The organism is Actinomadura sp. 21ATH (assembly GCF_041951345.1).
Lineage (GTDB): Bacteria > Actinomycetota > Actinomycetes > Streptosporangiales > Streptosporangiaceae > Spirillospora.
The window spans coordinates 135,829-154,583 of record NZ_JBGNUR010000007.1 but is presented as its reverse complement, the minus strand read 5'-3'; the positions used below and the strand labels follow the sequence as shown (position 1 = coordinate 154,583).

At 75.3% G+C, this 18,755-nt stretch carries 14 protein-coding genes; 9 read left to right on the top strand and 5 right to left on the bottom strand.

Annotation, left to right across the window (positions count from 1 at the left end):
• The first annotated feature begins 86 nt into the window (after nucleotides 1-86).
• Entirely contained in the window at nucleotides 87-284 is a 198-nt protein-coding gene (locus ACA361_RS22125; RefSeq protein WP_197010571.1) for a hypothetical protein, read from the top strand.
• A 363-nt stretch (nucleotides 285-647) separates the two neighbouring features.
• Nucleotides 648-4,319 (top strand): chromosome segregation protein SMC, encoded by a 3,672-nt coding sequence (gene smc, locus ACA361_RS22120; RefSeq protein WP_375014516.1) that lies wholly within the window; start codon nucleotides 648-650, stop codon nucleotides 4,317-4,319.
• Nucleotides 4,320-4,328: 9 nt separating this feature from the next.
• On the opposite strand, the gene ACA361_RS22115 is transcribed toward smc, so the two are convergent.
• The 3 genes from ACA361_RS22115 to ACA361_RS22105 are packed head-to-tail and all read right to left on the bottom strand — an operon-like array spanning nucleotide 4,329 to nucleotide 7,316.
• Entirely contained in the window at nucleotides 4,329-4,976 is a 648-nt protein-coding gene (locus ACA361_RS22115) for a response regulator (protein WP_375014514.1), read from the bottom strand.
• Nucleotides 4,961-6,124 carry a hypothetical protein gene (locus ACA361_RS22110; RefSeq protein WP_375014512.1) on the bottom strand — a complete coding sequence of 388 codons (1,164 nt, stop codon included), beginning with the start codon at nucleotides 6,122-6,124 and terminating at the stop codon, nucleotides 4,961-4,963. Before ACA361_RS22110 ends, ACA361_RS22115 begins: the two co-directional genes overlap by 16 nt.
• Nucleotides 6,117-7,316: a sensor histidine kinase gene (locus ACA361_RS22105; protein ID WP_375014510.1), complete on the bottom strand. Its 1,200-nt coding sequence runs from the start codon at nucleotides 7,314-7,316 to the stop codon at nucleotides 6,117-6,119. Before ACA361_RS22105 ends, ACA361_RS22110 begins: the two co-directional genes overlap by 8 nt.
• 220 nt (nucleotides 7,317-7,536) lie before the next feature.
• Here ACA361_RS22105 and ACA361_RS22100 point away from each other — a divergent pair, with 220 nt between their 5' ends.
• The 5 genes from ACA361_RS22100 to ACA361_RS22080 all read left to right on the top strand — a co-directional run bounded on the left by ACA361_RS22100 (nucleotide 7,537) and on the right by ACA361_RS22080 (nucleotide 13,932).
• Nucleotides 7,537-8,250 (top strand): LuxR C-terminal-related transcriptional regulator, encoded by a 714-nt coding sequence (locus tag ACA361_RS22100; RefSeq protein ID WP_375014508.1) that lies wholly within the window; start codon nucleotides 7,537-7,539, stop codon nucleotides 8,248-8,250.
• A 79-nt stretch (nucleotides 8,251-8,329) separates the two neighbouring features.
• Complete coding sequence (gene ftsY / locus ACA361_RS22095; RefSeq protein ID WP_375014506.1) at nucleotides 8,330-9,490, top strand: signal recognition particle-docking protein FtsY; 1,161 nt, start codon at nucleotides 8,330-8,332, stop codon at nucleotides 9,488-9,490.
• A 309-nt stretch (nucleotides 9,491-9,799) separates the two neighbouring features.
• Nucleotides 9,800-11,143: an ammonium transporter gene (locus tag ACA361_RS22090; protein ID WP_375014504.1), complete on the top strand. Its 1,344-nt coding sequence runs from the start codon at nucleotides 9,800-9,802 to the stop codon at nucleotides 11,141-11,143.
• The gene (locus tag ACA361_RS22085; protein ID WP_366621095.1) at nucleotides 11,140-11,478 is read left to right on the top strand and encodes a P-II family nitrogen regulator; all 339 of its coding nucleotides are present in this window, start codon (nucleotides 11,140-11,142) and stop codon (nucleotides 11,476-11,478) included. Before ACA361_RS22090 ends, ACA361_RS22085 begins: the two co-directional genes overlap by 4 nt.
• 12 nt (nucleotides 11,479-11,490) lie before the next feature.
• Nucleotides 11,491-13,932, top strand: a complete 2,442-nt coding sequence (locus ACA361_RS22080) for a [protein-PII] uridylyltransferase (RefSeq protein WP_375014502.1) — start codon at nucleotides 11,491-11,493, stop codon at nucleotides 13,930-13,932.
• Between the two features lie 8 nt (nucleotides 13,933-13,940).
• On the opposite strand, the gene ACA361_RS22075 is transcribed toward ACA361_RS22080, so the two are convergent.
• Together ACA361_RS22075 and ACA361_RS22070 are read right to left on the bottom strand one after the other, a co-directional pair.
• Nucleotides 13,941-14,933 carry a hypothetical protein gene (locus ACA361_RS22075; RefSeq protein ID WP_375014500.1) on the bottom strand — a complete coding sequence of 331 codons (993 nt, stop codon included), beginning with the start codon at nucleotides 14,931-14,933 and terminating at the stop codon, nucleotides 13,941-13,943.
• A gap of 98 nt (nucleotides 14,934-15,031) precedes the next feature.
• Entirely contained in the window at nucleotides 15,032-15,736 is a 705-nt protein-coding gene (locus tag ACA361_RS22070) for an RNA polymerase sigma factor (RefSeq protein WP_375014498.1), read from the bottom strand.
• Between the two features lie 250 nt (nucleotides 15,737-15,986).
• Between ACA361_RS22070 and ffh the strand changes: the two genes are divergently transcribed.
• Together ffh and ACA361_RS22060 are read left to right on the top strand one after the other, a co-directional pair.
• Nucleotides 15,987-17,558 carry a signal recognition particle protein gene (gene ffh / locus ACA361_RS22065; RefSeq protein WP_375014496.1) on the top strand — a complete coding sequence of 524 codons (1,572 nt, stop codon included), beginning with the start codon at nucleotides 15,987-15,989 and terminating at the stop codon, nucleotides 17,556-17,558.
• A 197-nt stretch (nucleotides 17,559-17,755) separates the two neighbouring features.
• The gene (locus ACA361_RS22060; RefSeq protein ID WP_375014494.1) at nucleotides 17,756-18,715 is read left to right on the top strand and encodes a GlxA family transcriptional regulator; all 960 of its coding nucleotides are present in this window, start codon (nucleotides 17,756-17,758) and stop codon (nucleotides 18,713-18,715) included.
• Nucleotides 18,716-18,755 lie beyond the last annotated feature (40 nt).

Below are 18,755 nucleotides of genomic sequence, written 5' to 3'. Positions count from 1 at the left end.
GGTGCGACTCTAGACGATACGCGCACTCTCTGGATTCGAATCGTGCGCGATCCCTGCTGGTTACTCAGCGTGGAGGACCCTTAGTCATGGCGAAGGCTCTACTCGGCCACGTCGGCGGTCCCGACCCCCGGATGGTCGCGGAGATGCGGCGCCTTCAGCAGCGCGTACGTGATCTGGAAGCCGAGCTCGTACGGCTTCAGGCGGAGAACGACGCGCTCGCGACGGCGGCGGACGACGACGTAATGTCGCTCGGAGTGAAGGACCGCGAACCGGCGCTGACCTGATCGGCGCCTTTATACCGGGGAGAACCCGGGATCCCGGGGAAAGATAGGGCTCCGGAGAAACACACAGGGACGTCGATCGCGGCGTCCCTTCGTTTTGCCCTCTCGCGGTGATCGCCCTACGGCGTCCCGCGCGCCCGCCCCTATGATCGGGCGGATGGCGGGGCCGCCCCGGCCTCCGGGCTACCCGTTGTTCCGGGCCACTGTTTTGTAGCGCCCCGGCGATTGCGCGGTTCCCGTCAGGTCCGGCCGGTATCGTTCGACGCGTTCCCGGAAGTGGTGCCGGGGCGTCGCGGCACGGCCGTGACCGGGGGAGCCGGGAGGACGGACGCCCCCGCGCGATCTCCGGAGGAGGACAGCGAGCGCGTGTACCTGAAGAGCCTGACGCTCCGCGGCTTCAAGTCCTTCGCGTCCTCCACCACACTGAAGTTCGAGCCCGGCATCACCTGCGTCGTCGGCCCCAACGGGTCCGGCAAGTCCAACGTCGTGGACGCGCTGTCCTGGGTGATGGGCGAGCAGGGCGCCAAGTCGCTGCGCGGCGGCAAGATGGAGGACGTCATCTTCGCCGGCACCGCCAACCGGCCGCCGCTGGGCCGCGCCGAGGTCGTGCTCACCATCGACAACGCCGACGGCGCCCTGCCGATCGACTACACCGAGGTGACGATCAGCCGGCTGATGTTCCGGTCCGGGCAGAGCGAGTACGCCATCAACGGCGACAACTGCCGGCTGCTGGACATCCAGGAGCTGCTGTCGGACTCGGGCATCGGCCGCGAGATGCACGTCATCATCGGGCAGGGCCAGCTCGACCGGGTGCTGCACTCCGGTCCCGAGGGCCGCCGGGCGGTGATCGAGGAGGCGGCCGGCGTCCTCAAGCACCGCAAGCGCAAGGAGAAGGCGCTGCGCAAGCTGGACGCGATGCAGGCCAACCTCACCCGCGTCCAGGACCTCACCGGCGAGCTGCGCCGCCAGCTCAAGCCGCTCGGCCGGCAGGCCGAGATCGCCCGCCGCGCCGCCGTCATCCAGGCCGACCTGCGCGACGCCCGGCTGCGGCTGCTGGCCGACGACCTGGTCACCCTGCGGACCAGGCTCGACCAGGAGGCCGCCGACGAGGCCGCCGTGCGGGAGCGCCGGGCCGAGACCGAGCGCGCCCTGGCCGAGGCGCAGGAGCGCGAGGCCGCCCTGGAGGCGGAGGAGGCCGAGCAGGCCCCCCGGCTGGCGCAGGTGCAGGACACCTGGTTCCGGTTGTCGGCGCTCAAGGAGCGCCTGCGCGGCGTCGCCGACCTCGCCGCCGAGCGGCACCGCAACGCGGCCGAGGCGCGCGACGAGGAGCGGCGCGGCCGCGATCCCGAGGACATGGAGCGCGAGGCCGCCGAGGTCCGCGAGCAGGAGGAGATGCTCCGCGCCGCGCTGGAGGAGGCCCAGGACGGCCTGTCGGGCGCGGTCGACGAGCGGTCCGCGGCCGAGGAGGCGCTCGCCGCCGAGGAGCGCCGCCTCCAGGCCGCCGCCCGCGCCGCCGCCGACCGCCGCGAGGAACTGGCGCGGCTGCGCGGCCGGGTCGAGGCGCTGCGCAGCAAGGCGCAGGCGGGCCGCTCGGAGATCGGCCGGCTCGGCGAGGCCCGTACCGAGGCCGAGCAGCGGGTCCAGACGGCGCGCGCCGAGTACGAGGCGTTCGAGTCCGAGGTCGTCGAGGACCCGGAGCTGGCCGCCGAGCACGAGCTGGCCCAGGAGACGCTCGCCACCGCCAAGGAGGCCGTCGAGGCCGCCCGCGCCGCCGTGGACGGCCCCCGGCAGGCGCTCAAGGACGCGCGCGCGGCGGTGGGCGCGGCCCGTTCCGCCGACCAGGCCGCGCAGAAGCAGGTCGCCGCGCTCCAGGCCCGGATCGAGGCCCTCGACCTGGCGCTGGCCAGCGCCGCCGAGGGCGGGGAGGCGCTGCTGGCGGCGAGCGAGGACGGCTCCCTGGAGGGCGTGCTCGGCACGGTCGCCTCGCTGCTGACCGTACGGCCCGGTTACGAGACGGCGGTCGCGGCGGCGCTCGCGAGCGCCGCCGAGGCGATCGCGGTGGGTTCGCTGGACACGGCCGAGGCCGCCCTGGAGCTCCTGCGCGCGCGTGACGCGGGCCGCGCGGGCATGCTGGTCGGCTCCGCCGGCGCGCCCCCCTCGCAGCAGGACAGGCTTCCCGGTGTCGACTACGCCGTCGACGCCGTGACCGTTCCCGACGCCCTGCGCCCCGCGATGAGCGCGCTGCTGGACGGCGTGGCCGTCGTCGCCGACGTGCCGGCCGCCGCCGCCCTCGTCCGGCGCGAGCCCCGCCTGCGGGCCGTGACCCGCGACGGCGACCTGGTGGGGGCCCACTGGGCCCAGGGCGGCGGCGCCGGCGGCGCGCAGAGCCTCCTCCAGATGCGCGCCACCCTCGACCAGGCCACCGCCGACCTCGCCGCCGCCGAGACCGAGGCCGAGCGCTGCGCCGCCGCCCTGGAGGCGGCCACCGAGGCCGAGCAGTCCGCGCAGTCCGCGCTCGACGCCGCCCAGGCCGCCGTCAACCAGGCGCAGGGCGGCGTCAACCAGGCGCAGACCGACCTCGACCGGGTCCGGGCGCGGCTCCGCGAGCACGACGCCCAGGCCGCCAAGGAGGCCCAGCGCGCCGCCCGCCTGGAGGCCGGCGTCCGGGCCGCGCGCGGCGAGGTCGAGCGGCTCACCAAGGCCCTCGACGCCGCCACCGAGTCCCTCGAACGCGACACCCAGGCCGCCGAGGAGCTGGCCGAGCGGCTCGCCGAGTCCGAGGAGGCCGCCGAGGTCGCCGACGACGCCGGGCACGACACCGAGGCCCGCGACGAGCTGGCCGCCCGCTGCCAGGAGCTGCGCGCGGCCGAGATGGAGGCGCGGCTGACCGTCCGCACCGCCGAGGAGCGCGTCCAGGCGATCTCCGGCCGCGCCGACGCGCTGGAGCGCGGCGCCCGCCGGGAGCGCGAGGAGCGCGCCCGCGCCGCGCACCGCCGCGCCCGCCGCGAGCAGCAGGCCAGGGTCGCCGACGCCGTCCACAAGGGCGCGCGGACGGCGCTGCGGCACATCGAGGCGTCCCTGTCGACGGCCGTCGAGCAGCGCGAGGAGGCCGAGCGCGCCCGCGCCGCCCGCGAGGCCGAGCTGAAGGTCGTCCGGACGCAGGTGCGCGAGCTGTCGGGCACCCTGGAGCGGCTGGTCAACGTCGTGCACGGCAGCGAGGTCGCGCGCGCCGAGCAGCGGCTGCGCCTGGAGCAGTACGAGCAGCGCGCCATGGACGAGTTCGGCCTGGAGGTCGAGGCGCTCGTCTCCGAGTACGGCCCCGACCAGGCCATCCCGCCCGGCCCGGAGGCGGGGGAGGACGCGCGGCCCGTCCCGTACGACCGCAGGGAGCAGGAGAAGCGCGCCAAGGCCGCCGAACGGCAGCTCAACCAGCTCGGCAAGGTCAACCCCCTCGCCCTGGAGGAGTTCGCGGCGCTGGAGGAGCGGCACGCGTTCCTGAACTCCCAGCTGGAGGACCTCAAGAAGACCCGCCGCGACCTGCTCACCGTCGTCAAGGAGGTCGACGACCGGGTGCAGCAGGTGTTCGGCTCGGCGTACGAGGACACCGCCCGCGAGTTCGAGCGCGTCTTCGCCCGGCTGTTCCCCGGCGGCGAGGGCAGCCTGTCGCTCACCGAGCCCGACGACATGCTCACCACCGGCGTCGAGGTCGCGGCCCGCCCGCCCGGCAAGAAGGTCAAGCGGCTGTCGCTGCTGTCGGGCGGCGAGCGCTCGCTGGTCGCGATCGCGTTCCTGGTCGCGGTCTTCAAGGCCCGCCCGTCGCCGTTCTACGTGCTGGACGAGGTCGAGGCGGCCCTGGACGACACCAACACCCAGCGCCTGCTGCGGGTGTTCGAGGAGTTGCGCGAGTCGTCCCAGCTGATCATCATCACCCACCAGAAGCGCACGATGGAGGGCGCCGACGCCCTCTACGGCGTCAGCATGCGCGGCGACGGCGTCACCCAGGTCGTGAGCCAGCGCCTGGAGCGCGAGCCGGCCTAGCCGTTCACGTCAGTCGCCGATGATGCCGTCGCGGCGGGCCTCGCGGTAGAGGTCGACGCGCGTGGGGGCTTCACGGCCGGCCCTGGCGTACTTCTCCCTGGCCCGGCCCAGGTACTGCTTGACGGTGTGCTCGCTGATGCCGAGCTGCCGCGCCACCCCGGCGCGGGTCAGGCCGCCCAGCCACAGCCGCATCGTGCGCAGCTCCTGCTCGGAGAACCGCGGCCGGCGCTCGCCCGTGGCCGCCAGCATCGCGCCCGCCTGCGACGGCGTCGTGTACGTCTCCCCGCCCGCGACCGTCAGCACCGCCTCGATGAGGTGCCGCCGCCCCTCGCCGGTCTCCTTGGAGATGTACGCCAGCGCGCCCGCCTGCTCGGCCCGGTGCACGATCTCCGGCTCGGCGTGCTGGGAGAACACCACGATCCGGCGGCCCGCCGCGGCCAGCTCCGCGATCCGGTCGAACACCAGCTCCCCGGCGATGCGCAGGTCCACGACCAGCACGTCGGCGCGCGCCGCGGGCCCCTCGCGGACGCCGTCCAGGTCGGCGGCCGTGTGGACGATCTCCACCCGGCGGTCCGGATCCTCGGCGACCCAGGTCCGCACGCCGGACAGGACGACGTCCTGGTCGTCGATGACGGCGATGGTCACGGGCTCGTCCATCGGGCCTCCACCCACAGCATGTCCCCGTCCCGGTCGGCCGTCACGGTAACGCCGTCGCGCCCGGACCGCCCGGCGAACGTCGCGGCGGCCTCCCCGCCGGCCAGCACCGACACGCTGACCTGGCCCGGCCCGGTCGAGACCACGGTCACCCGGGCGCGGGTCCGGGTGGCCGCCAGCACCGCCAGCGGGACGTCCGCCAGCGCCAGCCCGGCCTCCTCCGGCATCACCGGGATCCCGCCCACCGGCGCGACCTCGACGATCGCGCCGCGCCGTACCGCCTCGTCGATGCCCGGCTGGAGCGCCCGCAGCAGCGGATGCGGGACGTCCTCGCGCTCGGCCAGCAGCCGCCGCAGCATCGCCTCGGCGGCCGCGCAGCGGTTCTGCACGGCCGGGTCGGCGGGGTCGACGGTGCCGTCCGCGAGCCCGCGCAGGATCGGCGCGACCAGCGTGCGGGCCTCCCGGTAGCGCGCCTGCCGCGCCGCCGTCACCTCGGCGATCACGGCCTCGCGGGCGGCGATCTCGTACTGCTCGGCCGCGGCGCCGGCGGCGAGCCCGCCGCTGTACCGGAACACCCGGGCCGCCGTCATCATCGCCAGCTGGATGCTCGCCGAGGCGTACAGCAGCGTGACGAGGCCCGCGGCCCGGTGCCGGTCGATCCCGCCGGCGAGGAGCAGCGCGGCCAGCACGATCCCCGCGTTCACCAGCAGCAGCGCGATCAGCTCGCGCATCCGCCGGTGCAGCAGGAGCAGCACGCCGATCAGCCCGGACGTCGCCCAGGCCCAGTTGATCATCAGCTGCTCGCCGCCGGGGCAGTTGGCCGCCATCGCGGCCCCGGCGGCGAGATCGGCCGCCACCAGGCCCCAGGTCGCGGCGGCGCTGGTGACGCCGCGCAGCAGCAGGACCGAGCCGGCCACGATGATCAGCAGCTGGACGGCCCAGACCAGCACCGCGACCGCGGGCACGTGGTAGCGGCCGAGGTAGACCAGCAGCGCCGCCCCCGCCGCGGCCACCTGCCACCCGGCGACCGTGATGACCGTCGCCACGTCGAACGCCCGGGTGAACCGCGCCGCGAACAGCCCGGCTCCGGGCGCCGTGTCGGGGGACGCGTCCGAGGGCGCGGCCGAGGGTGCGTGCGGAGCGTCAGCCACCGGGCCACCGCAGGACGATCCGCGTCCCCTCGCCGGGGCGGGAGCGTACCGTGACGCCGCCGCCGGCCGCCGCCATCCGCTGCCTGATCGAACGGTCGATGCCGTGCCGCCCCGCCGGGACCCGGCCGGGGTCGAACCCGCGCCCGGTGTCGGCGATCTCGACGGTCACGGTCCCGTCCCGGGCCGCCGTCCGCAGCTCCGCGCGGCCGGTGCCGGCGTGGCGGGCCACGTTGCGCAGCGCCTCGCCGGCCGCGCCCGCGAGCGCCTGCGCGACCGGCTCGGGGACCATGACCGGGGTACGGTCCGGCCCGGACACCGTGACCGCGACGTCCGCGCCGGGCTCGGCGGCCAGCGTGCGCAGCCGGGCGGCGACGTCCACCGGCGGGCCGTCGCCCGACGCGGGGGCGGCGAACTCCTCCAGGACCTCCAGCGCCTGCCGGGCGCCGCGTTCGAGCCCCGGCGAGCCGGGCCGCAGCGCGCCCGAGGCCACCATCGTCAGCGTCGCCAGCACCGAGTCGTGCATCTGCGCCCGGTGGTGCCGCTCGTCGGCGCGGCGGGCGGCCTCCACCCGGGCCCGGCGGCGGTCGCGGTCGCGGTCGGCCACGATCGCGTCGGCGCGGCGGCCGCCGCGCCGCAGCAGCTCCATGATCGCGGCGACCGCGACCGTCTGCACGATCAGCACCCGGACCTGGCTGGTCACGGCCGGGGCGCCCGCGACGTACGCGGCGATCACCAGCGCCACCGGGAGCAGCGCGGCGGGCGGCCGCAGGGCGAGCAGCGCCACGTACACGGCGGTGCTCGCCAGCATGATCGCCCACGTGGTCTCGTCCACGGCCGCGGCCACCGGGATGTACCGGTCCTGGGCCAGCAGCACCAGCGCGACCACGGCCGAGTCGCCCGCGACCAGCGGGAACGACAGCCCCCGCCGGAGGGCCACCGCGGTGAAGAGGCCCGACCAGGCCGCCAGGACGACGAGCACGGCCAGCTGCCAGGTCCGGGAGATCCCCGCACCGCCGCCGACGGCCGCCGCGATGGACGCCGCCACGACGCCGCCGCAGCGCAGCGCGATCGTGAACCGCCGGACCGTACGGGCGAGGGCGTGATCGGAAGGACCCCGTTCGAGGCGTGCGCGAGCCTCGCTCCTCGCCCGGCGCGCCCGGGGCGAGCGCTGCGCGGCTTCGCGATCGGCCAAGATCCCGCCTCCGGTCCTGATCTTGTCTGGCCTTCCCGCGCGGGCGCAACGGGCGCCGTTCCGATAGTCCGAATCGGCCGGATCCGGCCGTGCGGGGCCCGCCGGTCGCCGTCCATGACCCCCGAACGGCCGTCATGACACGAGCTGACCGCTCGCCTCAGACTGGGGGACCACTCCTCGATCACGGCCCCGCGGTCCGGCCTGCTGAAACGGAGGCTCGATGTCCGAGACGGAGCGGTACCGGATCATGGTCGTGGCGGGCGACCCGGTCCTGCGGGCGGGGCTCGTGCTCCTCCTGGCGGACCGCCCCGACCTGGAGGTGGTCGCCGAGACCGGGGACGGCCGGCGGGCCGTGGAGACCGCCTGGGAGCTCGTCCCCGACGTGGTGCTGCTGGACGGCGGGCCGCGCGGCGCCACCGGGGTCGGCGAGCTCAGCCGGCTCAGCCGCGTGATCATGCTCGCGCCGCGCGCCGACCCCGGCCTGGTGCTGGCGGCCATCCGCGACGGCGCCGTCGGCTACCTCCTGCACGGCACCCTCACCGGCGAGGAACTGGCCGCCGCCATCCGCGACACCATGCGCAACAACGCCCATCCGCTCGCGCCGGCCGCGACCGCCGCCCTCGTGGCCGCCGCCCGGGGCACCGGGCCCGCGCCGATCCCGGAATGCGCCCGGGCGGGATTCGGCCTCTCCGCCCGCGAGACCGACGTCATGCGCCTCATCGCGCAGGGCCGCACCAATTCCGATATCGCCGCGGAACTCGTGCTCGCCGAGAAAAGCGTCAAGAACTACATCAACCGCATCTACGCCAAACTCGGGGCCCGCAACCGCGCCACCGCCATCATCATCTGGCTCGGCGCCGGGCCGCCCGTGGCGCCGCCCGCCGTGCCGCCGCCGCGGGCCGCGTCCCCGGCCCGCCGCCCGGCCGCCCGCTGACCCGCGGGACCCCGGACGGCTCGCCCGCCACGGGACGGGGTTCGGCGCATCGGCGCCGGTCTGGAAAACTGGTTGCGCTATGGACTATCTGATCCTCATCGCAGGGCTCGCCGTGGTGGCGCTGGTCATCGGCGGCGCGCTGCTGCTGCGCCCCGGCCGCCGCAGGCCCAAGCCGCCCGTGGAGCCCGCGGAGCGGCCCGCCGACCTCGCGCCGGGCGGTGCGACCACCGTCGAGGAGCTGGAACGGGAGGCGCCGCCGGCCGAGCGGGCGCCCCCGGCCGAGAAGGTCCCGCCCAAGCCCGAGATCGAGATGCCGCCGCCGTCCGCGGGACGGCTGGTACGGCTGCGGGCCCGGCTGGCCCGGTCGCAGAACGCCTTCGGCACCACCCTGCTGGGGCTGCTGTCCCGCGAGACCCTCGACGACGACGCGTGGGAGGAGATCGAGGACACCCTGATCGGCGCCGACATCGGCGTCGCGGTGGCCCGGCAGATCACCGAGGACCTGCGCACCCGCGTCCAGGTGCTGGGCACCCGCACCGCCGAGGAGGTGCGGGCGCTGCTGAAGGAGGAGCTGGTCAAGCAGATCGGCGCCGACCTCGACCGGTCGCTGCACACCGAGCCGCACGGCACCCGGCCCGCCGTCATGATGGTCGTGGGCGTCAACGGCACCGGCAAGACCACCACCTGCGGCAAGCTCGGCCGCGTCCTGGTCGGCGACGGCCGCACCGTGCTGCTCGGCGCCGCCGACACCTTCCGCGCCGCCGCCGCCGACCAGCTGGAGACCTGGGGCGCCCGGGTGGGCGCGCAGGTCGTCCGCAAGGACGAGGGGACCGACCCGGCCAGCGTCGCGTTCGACGCGGTCAAGCAGGGCATCGACTCGGGCGTCGACACCGTGATCATCGACACCGCGGGCCGGCTGCACACCAAGGTCGGGCTGATGGACGAGCTCGGCAAGGTCAAGCGGGTGGTCGAGAAGCAGGCCACGGTCGACGAGGTGCTGCTGGTGCTGGACGCCACCACCGGCCAGAACGGCATGCAGCAGGCCCGCGTCTTCGCCGAGGTCGTCAACATCACCGGTATCGCGCTGACCAAGCTGGACGGCACCGCCAAGGGCGGCATCGTCGTCCAGGTGCAGCGCGAGCTGGGCGTCCCGGTCAAGCTGGTCGGGCTCGGGGAGGGGCCCGACGACCTGGCCCCGTTCGAGCCCGAGGCGTTCGTGGACGCGATCCTCGGCGACTGATCCCCGGCGGCCGGTCCTCGCGGCCGGACCGCCCCGTCCTTCACGGCTCTCCCACGGGCCCCTCGCGTATCAATGGATGCGCGAGGGGCCCGCTGCATTTCTCGTCCGGGACGTTCCGGCGGAAGCGAAATGGCCGCGAGGAACGCCGCGCCGCCCCAAAGGAACGGGCTGTGAGGTTTCGGAAACACTGCCGAAACAAGTCGGAATGGGGTTTCACACTCTAGAAACACAAGGGCATCCCAGGTGAAACGGCCGCGCCAGAGTCTCTGAGCAGTCCGAGTTCCCTGTCGAGGAGGGGCTTTCCCTGAGATGAACGTCGATAGCGGTAGTACCGCATGGATGCTGACGAGCACCGCGCTCGTCCTGCTCATGACACCGGGCCTGGCCTTCTTCTACGGAGGGATGAGCCGGGCGAAGAGCGTGCTCAACATGATGATGATGAGTTTCGTCAGCATCGCCGTGGTGGGCATGGTCTGGGTCGTCTACGGCTACTCCCTCGCCTTCACCGAGGCCGGCGGGCTGAGCTCGTTCATCGGCGGGCTCGGCGACTGGGGACTCGTCGGGCTGGAGACGGCCGCCACGGCCGACGACGGCTCCGGCATCCCGCAGCTGGTGTTCGTGGCGTTCCAGGCCACCTTCGCGATCATCACGGTGGCGCTCATCAGCGGCGCCGTGGCGGACCGTGCCAAGTTCGGGGCCTGGGTGCTGTTCACCCTGGTCTGGGTGACGCTGGTCTACCTGCCGATCGCGCACTGGGTGTGGTGGTCCGACGGCGAGGAGAACGGCAAGGCCGGCTGGATCTTCGAGCTGGGCGCGCTGGACTTCGCCGGCGGCACGGTCGTGCACATCAACGCGGGCGTCGCGGCGCTGGCGCTCGCCCTGGTCCTCGGCCGGCGCAAGGGCTGGCCGAAGGACCCGATGCGCCCGCACAACCTGCCGTTCGTGCTGCTCGGCGCCGCGCTGCTGTGGTTCGGCTGGTTCGGCTTCAACGCCGGCTCGGCCCTGGCGGCCGGCGAGACCGCGGCCGTCGCGTTCGTCAACACGCTGGTCGCCACCTGCGCCGCGGCGTTCGCCTGGATCGTGGTGGAGAAGCTGCGCGACGGCAGCTCCACGACGCTCGGCATCGCCTCCGGCATCGTGGCCGGCCTGGTCGCGATCACCCCGGCGGCGGCGTTCGTCACCCCGCTCGGCGCCATCGCCCTCGGCCTGGTCGCCGGCGCGGTCTGCGCCTTCGCGGTCAGCCTCAAGTACAAGCTCGGGTACGACGACTCGCTCGACGTCGTCGGCGTCCACATGGTCGGCGGCATCGTCGGCGCGCTGCTGATCGGCATCCTGGCCACCACCGCGGTGAACGACGCGGGCGCCGACGGGCTGCTGGCGGGCGGCGGGCTCGGGCTGCTCGGCAAGCAGGCGGTCGCGGTCCTGGCGACGCTGGTCTACTCGTTCGTGGTGACGTGGGTCATCGCCAAGGTCATCGACCTGGTGATGGGCTTCCGGATCAGCGAGGAGGACGAGGTCTCCGGCATCGACAGCAGCGCCCACGCCGAGACGGCGTACGACTTCGGCAGCGTGCACGCCGGCGTCGGCGCGTCCCTGCCCTCGTCCTCCAGCGTCAGCGGCGGTACCCAGAAGAAGGTCGAGGCGGACGCATGAAGCTGATCACCGCGGTCATCAAGCCGTTCAAGCTGGACGAGGTCAAGGCCGCCCTGGAGGCGTTCGGGGTCAAGGGCCTGACCGTGAGCGAGGCCAGCGGGTACGGCCGCCAGAAGGGCCACACCGAGGTCTACCGGGGCGCCGAGTACAAGGTCGACCTGGTGCCCAAGCTGCGGGTGGAGGTCCTGGTCGAGGACGAGGACGCCGACGACATCATCGACGTGATCGTCAAGGCCGCCCGCACCGACAAGATCGGCGACGGGAAGGTCTGGGCCGTCCCGGTCGAGACCGTCATCCGGGTCCGTACCGGCGAGACCGGTGCGGAGGCCCTGTAGGGACGGCGCCAGGTGACGACGGCGCACGGCCACGTCCCCGGCCGCGACCAGGCCCGCGGCACGGCCGGGGACGGGACCGGCGCGGCCCGCACCGCCCTCGCGGCGGCGCGGGCCGCGCGCACCGCGGACCTCGACCGCTGGCTCGCCTCCCTCCTCGGCGGCCGCCCGGCGCCCGGCCCGTCCGCGCCGCCTGGGCCGCTCCCGCCGCCCGGGCCGCCCGTACCGGACGGGGTCGCGCTGGTCGCGGTCGGCAGCCACGCGCGGCGCGAGCTGACGCCCGGCGGGGACCTGGACCTGGTGCTGCTGCACCGCGGCCGGGCGGACGTGGCGGAGGTCGCCGACCGGGTCTGGTACCCGGTCTGGGACTCCGGCGTCCGGCTCGACCACTCCGTCCGCACCGTGGCCGAGGCCCGCGAGGTGGCCCGCGCCGACATGAAGGCGGCGCTCGGGCTGCTCTCGGCCCGCCGCGTCGCCGGGGAGCACGCCCTGGTGGACGAGCTGCGCGCCGCCGTCCTCGCCGACTGGCGCGCCGGCGCCCGCCGCCGGCTCGCCGAGCTGGGCGAGATGTGCCGGGCGCGCTGGGAGTCCAAGGGCGAGCTGGCGTTCCTCCTGGAGCCCGACCTCAAGGAGGCCCGCGGCGGGCTGCGGGACGTCGACGTGATGCGGGCCGTCGCCGCGTCCTGGGTGGCCTCCGCGCCGGACGCGCGCGTCCAGGCCGCCCACGGCCTCCTCCTGGACGTGCGGCACGCCCTGCACGAGGCGACGGGACGGTCCGCCGACCGCCTCGTCCTCCAGGAGCAGGAGGCCGTCGCGGCGGCGCTGGGGATGCTGGACGGCAACGTGCTCCTGCGCACGATCGCCGAGGCGGCCCGTACCGTCACCTACGCGAGCGACCACCTGTGGCGGCGCGTCGAGCGGTTCTGCGCGCCGCGCCGTACCGGCCCCGCCTCACCGGCCCGGCGCGCCGCGGGCGCCCGGGGCGTGGAACGTCATCCGGTCGGCGACGGCGCCGTGGAGCAGGAGGGCGAGGTCGTCCTCGCCCGCGACGCGGACCTGAAGGACCCGGCACTGGTGCTGCGCGTGGCCGCCGCCGCCGCGCAGGCGGGCCTCCCGCTGGCGCCCGCGACGGTCGCCCGGCTGGCCGAGGACGCGGTGCTGCCGCCCGTTCCGTGGCCCGCCGGGGCCAGGGACGCGCTGGTGTCCCTCCTGGGAGCCGGCCCGGCCGCCATCGGCGTGTGGGAGGCGCTCGACCAGGCGGGCCTGGTCGTCCGGCTGCTGCCCGACTGGGAGCGCGTCCGCAACCGCCCGCAGCGCAACCCCGTGCACCGCTACACCGTGGACCGTCACCTGGTGGAGGCCGCCGCCGGCGCCGCCGCCCTCACCAGGGAGGTGTCGCGTCCCGACCTGCTGCTCGTGGGCGCGCTGCTGCACGACATCGGCAAGGGGTGGCCGGGGGACCACTCCGTCGGCGGCGCCGTCGTCGCCCGCGACATGGGCGCCGCGCTGGGCTTCGCCGACGAGGACGTCCGGGTACTGGAGACCCTCGTACGGCACCACCTGCTGCTGCCCGAGACGGCGACCAGGCGCGACATCGACGACCCCCGGACCGTGCAGGCCGTCACGTCCGCCGTGTCCGCCGTCCCCGGCCGCGAACGCGAGCTGATCGACCTGCTGGCCGCGCTCGCGATCGCCGACGGCCAGGCCACCGGCCCGGCCGCGTGGGGCGCGTGGAAGGCCGGGCTGATCGCCGAGCTCGCCCGCCGCGCCGCCGCGGCGCTGGCCGGCGGCACCCCGCCCCCGCCGCCCGCCCTGAACGGCGCCGGCCTCGCCCTCGCCCGCCACGACGGCGGCGCGGTACGGGTCGCCGGGGCCCAGATCACCGTCGCCGCTCCCGACCGTCCCGGGCTGCTGTGGAAGGCCGCGGGCGTCCTGGCCCTGCACCGGCTGCTGGTCCGGAGGGCCCGCACGTCCTCCCCGGCGGTCGCGGGGAACGGCCGTCCCGGGACGGCGGTGCTGGAGTTCACGGCCGTGCCCGAATACGGCGACCCGCCCGACCCGGCCGCGCTGGAGGCCGACCTGCGCCGCATGCTCGCCGACCGCCTCGACGTCGCCGGCCGGCTGGAGCGCCGCGCCCGGAGCGCCCGCGCGCGGCCCGCCATCGGCGTCCCGCCGCCGCGGGTGACGATCGTGGACGACGCGTCCAGCACGGCCACCGTCGTGGAGGTGCGCGCCCACGACCGGCCGGGGCTGCTGTGGCGCATCGGCCAGGCGCTGGGGGAGTGCGGGCTCCAGGTCCGCGCGGCCCAGGTGGACACGCTGGGCGCCGACGCCGTCGACGTCTTCTACGTCGTGGACGCCCGGGGGAAGCCGCTGACGGACTCCGAGCGGCTCGACGAGGTGCGCCACCACGTCCTGGCCGCGCTGGTCGATTCCCGGCCCGCCGCGGCCACCTAGCGAGGGCCCTACCCGGGCGGGGCCTCCGGCCTCCGCCGGGCGGCGTCCCGGTCGCCGGTCCCGCCGGTCTCCGGTGACCTGGCGGCCTCACCGGTCCTGCTCGTCCCGCCGGTGCCGCCGGACGGGGCGGCCGCGTGCGGGCGGGTCTGGCTCCCGGTCCGCGGAGTGCTCCCGGAACCGCCGTTGCCGGGGTTCGAGGTGCCGTTCTCGCCCTCGGGCCTGCCGGTCTTCGTGGGCTTTCCGGGGTTCTCAGGCTTCCCGTTCGGCGGGTCGGGCCTGGCGGGGTTCGGACTGCCGTTGCCGTTGTTGTTCCCCGGACCCGTGGGCCGCGGCTTCCCGGTCGCGGGCTCCTCGGAGGGCGCCTCGCTCTCGCCGGGCCGGGGCGACTGCCGCCCCTGCGAAGGCGGCCGCAGGCCGGCGCAGTAGGACGGGACCCGCTCCGTGCCGCCCGCCGCCCGGACGAGGGCGCTCAGCGCGGGCTTGCCCAGCTCGGCGGCGCGGTCGGCGGGCTCGACGGCCTCGTACGAACGGCACAGGCCCGCCATGGCCTCCAGGGACGGGGACACGGCGGGATTCCCCGGAACGCCCTGCGGCAGGCCCGGTACCTGGGAGGTGTGCGAGCGCTCCGGCGTGATCGTCGGGTTGGGGCCCGGGGCCAGCGGGCCCAGCGGCAGCTTGCCGAGATGCGCCGCGTAGGTCAGCCCGCCGGCCGCCGTGGCGCCGACCAGCGCGAGTGCCGCGATCTTCACCGGCAGCAGCCGGGTGAGGGGGAACCAGGCCCTCCCGGCGACCCGAGGTGACGAGGTCTCCGGTGAGAGCGCGGCGGCGTGGAAGGCGGCCACGGCGGCCTCCTCACCGGCCAGCTCGGCCTCCGTGCCACGGGCGGAGGCGGCGGCGAGCAGGCCCGCGAGGGGCTGGGGGACGGCCCGTGGATCGCCCGGGGCGCCGGCGAGCAGGCGCTCGGCGGCGTCATGGTCCAATCCCTGGCTGTCGGTGTTCATCTCACCCTCTTCAGCGCTGAGGCCCGCGTACGTGTCACACTCGCCCGCGCCGCCCGTCCCTCTCCTGCCCGACCCCTTGCCGGGACTCGCGTCCGGGCTCATCGGGCGGCGTCCGGCGGCGGGGCGCCGTGCGCCCCCGACGGCTGCCGTTCGATCGCCGCGGCGGCCTCGCCGGCCTCGCGAGCCTCCCCGGGCCGCGCCGCCTGCCCGGGCTGCCCGGACTGTTGGGATTGCTCGGGATGCTCGGGTTGCTCGGCGAGGCGTTCGGCCAGGCGGCGCAGGCCCCGGTACGCGGCGGTGCGCACCGCGCCCGAGCGCTTGCCCAGCACCCGTCCCGCCTCCTTGGCGTCCAGGCCGACGACCACGCGCAACAGCACGGCCTCCGCCTGGTCGCGGGGCAGCCCGCAGATCAGGGCGACGGCCGCGCCGGTCGACAGCCGCTCCAGCGCGTCCCGCTCGGTGTCGTCACCGCCCGTCAGATCGGTCACGTCGTCGATGTGCACGCTGGCGTCCGGACGCCGGCCGAGGCGGCGCAGGTGGTCCAGCGCGCGGTGCCGCGCGATGGTGGTGGCCCAGCCGCGGAACCGGTCGTAGTCGCCCTCGAACGAGCCGAGATCCCGGGCGATCTGCAGCCACGCGTCGGCGGCGACGTCCTCCGCCTCGCCGCCCACCAGCGCGCGCAGGTAGCGGAGCAGGCGGGGCTGCAGGTCCCGGTAGAGCGTCCGGAAGGCCGCCTCGTCCCCGGCCTGCGCGCCGCGCAGGGCCGCCTCGAGGTCCCGGTCGGGAGCGGCGCGTTCCTTCATGTGCCCCTGTCGTACGGCCGGTGGTTCACGTATCGGTCCTGTTGGTCCTCGGTGGGGTGGGGGGTCGGACGCGGTCGCAGGGCCATGGCGCACCGCCGCAGAGAGCCCCTGGAGCGTTCAGCGTACGTTCAGTATCGGGTGTCACACGTTGAAACGGCGTAACCGCTCACCGCCTCTCCGGGCGGGAACCGCCCGGTGACCCGATACGCTGGGGCTGATCCCAGAAGCTTCCAAGGACGGGTCCAGACACGTGTTCGAGACGCTCTCCGACCGGTTGACGACGGTCTTCTCGTCGCTGCGCAGCAAGGGCCGGCTCTCCGAGGCCGACATCAACGCGACGGCCCGCGAGATCCGTGTCGCGCTGCTCGAGGCCGACGTGGCGCTGCCCGTGGTCAAGGACTTCATCGCGCAGGTCAAGGAGCGCGCCCGCGGCTCGGAGGTCTCCCAGGCGCTCAACCCGGCCCAGCAGGTCGTGAAGATCGTCAACGAGGAGCTCATCAACATCCTCGGCGGCGAGACGCGCCGGATCCGGTTCGCCAAGAATCCGCCCACGGTGATCATGCTGGCGGGTCTCCAGGGCGCGGGCAAGACCACCCTGGCGGGCAAGCTCGCCCGCTGGCTCAAGGCCGACGGCCACGCGCCCCTGCTGGTGGCCGCCGACCTCCAGCGGCCCAACGCCGTGCAGCAGCTCCAGGTGGTCGGCGAGCGCGCCGGCGTGCCCGTCTTCGCCCCCGAGCCCGGCAGCGGCGTCGGCGACCCGGTCGACGTGGCCCGCCGGTCCATCGACCAGGCCAGGCACGCCCAGCACGACATCGTCGTCATCGACACCGCCGGCCGCCTCGGCGTCGACGCGGAGATGATGCAGCAGGCCGCCGACATCCGCGACGCCGTCCGGCCGGACGAGATCCTCTTCGTGGTCGACGCGATGATCGGCCAGGACGCGGTCACCACCGCCCAGGCGTTCCTGGACGGCGTGGGCTTCGACGGCGTCGTCCTGACCAAGCTCGACGGCGACGCCCGCGGCGGCGCCGCGCTGTCGGTCCGGCACATCACCGGCCGGCCGATCATGTTCGCCTCCGACGGCGAGAAGCTCGAGGACTTCAACGTCTTCCACCCGGACCGGATGGCCGGCCGGATCCTCGACATGGGCGACATCCTCACCCTGATCGAGCAGGCCGAGCGGGCGTTCGACACCGAGCAGGCCGAGCGGATGACCACGAAGTTCGCGTCGGGTGAGGACTTCACCCTCGAGGACTTCCTCGAGCAGATGATGATGATCCGCAAGCTCGGCCCGATCGGCAACCTGCTCGGCATGATGCCGGGCATGGGGCAGGTCCGCGACCAGGTCAGCCAGATCGACGACAAGGACCTGGACCGGGTCGCCGCGATCATCCGCTCGATGACCCCGGCCGAGCGCGCCGACCCCAAGATGATCAACGGCTCCCGGCGGGCCCGCATCGCCAAGGGCTCCGGCGTCACCGTCGGCGAGGTCAACAGCCTGGTCACCCGCTTCTTCGACGCCCAGAAGATGGTCCGCCAGATGGCCGGCGGCATGGGCCTGCCCGGCTCGCCCGGACGCCGCAAGGCCAAGGCGGCGGCCAAGGCGAACAAGAAGAAGGGCAAGCAGCGCAGCGGCGACCCGCGCAAGCGCAACCTCCAGCGCACCGGCGGCCAGCAGGAGCAGCCCGCCGCCGAGAACGGCGCCCCCCAGGGCCTGCCGCCCGGCCTCGGTGGCCAGCTTCCCCCCGGCCTGGGCGGCCAGCTGCCCCCCGGCTTCCAGATGCCCGACCTCGGCAAGCTCCAGGGCCGCAAGAAGAAGTAGCCCCGCCCGCCCCGGCTCCCGGCGCCCCCGTCCGCGTTCCATCGGACGGGGGCGCCGCGCGTTCAGGGCCCTGGGAGTCGGTCGTACGGCGTTCCGGGCGGACGGCGCTCAGAAGGCGGGCGGACGGCGTCCGGATGGCATGAAGTGCAATGGATGTGGCGTTGACGCCACAGCGCGCCCCTGACCAGCATGGAGGCATGCGGCGCGTCGTCATCGTGATCTTCGAGGGGTTCCAGCTCCTCGACCTGGCCGGACCGGCCGACGTGTTCGCGACCGCGGGCCTGATCGCCGGCGAGCGCGGCTACACCGTCGAGACCGCCGCCGTCGCGGCCGGCCCCGTACCCGCCCACAACGGCGTCGCCGCCGTCGCGGGCGCCCGGCTCGCCGACGTGGCCGGGCCGATCGACACCCTCCTGGTCGCGGGCGGCCCGCCGGCGTCCCGGCTCACCGCCGACCGCGCCCTCGTGGACGGCGTCGCGCGGCTCGCCGGACGCGCCCGCCGTACCGCCTCGGTCTGCACCGGCGCGTACCTCCTCGCCGAGGCCGGGCTGCTGGACGGGCGGCGCGCCACCACCCACTGGCTGCGGGCGGGGAGGCTCGCCGAGCGGTACCCGTCCGTCCGGGTGGACGCCGACCCGATCTACGTCCGGGACGGCCCGGTGTGGACCTCGGCCGGGGTCACCGCCGGGATCGACCTCGCCCTCGCCCTGGTGGCCGACGACCTCGGGCACGACGTGGCGCGGCAGGTCGCCCGGGGGCTGGTGGTCTACCTGCACCGGCCCGGCGGCCAGAGCCAGTTCAGCGCCCCCATGCGCGCCGCCGCGCCCCGCAGCGAGCCGCTCCGCGAGTTGCAGGCCCACATCGACGCCAACCCCGCCGGCGACCTGAGCGTCCCCGCCCTCGCCCGCCGCGCCGGGATGAGCGAGCGGCACTTCTCCCGCGTCTTCACCGAGCAGACCGGCGTGCCGCCGGGCCGCTACGTGGAACGCAGCCGCGCCGACGCCGCCCGCCGCCTCCTGGAGTCCACCGGCCACCCGCTGGACCGGGTCGCGCGCGAGAGCGGCCTCGGCGCCCCGGAGACCCTCTACCGCGTGTTCCGCCGGCACTGGCGGATCTCGCCCGGCGACTACCGCCGCCGCTTCCGTTCGCAGGACTGACGGCTCACAGCACTTCCGGTACCGACAGCTCGGAGGAGAA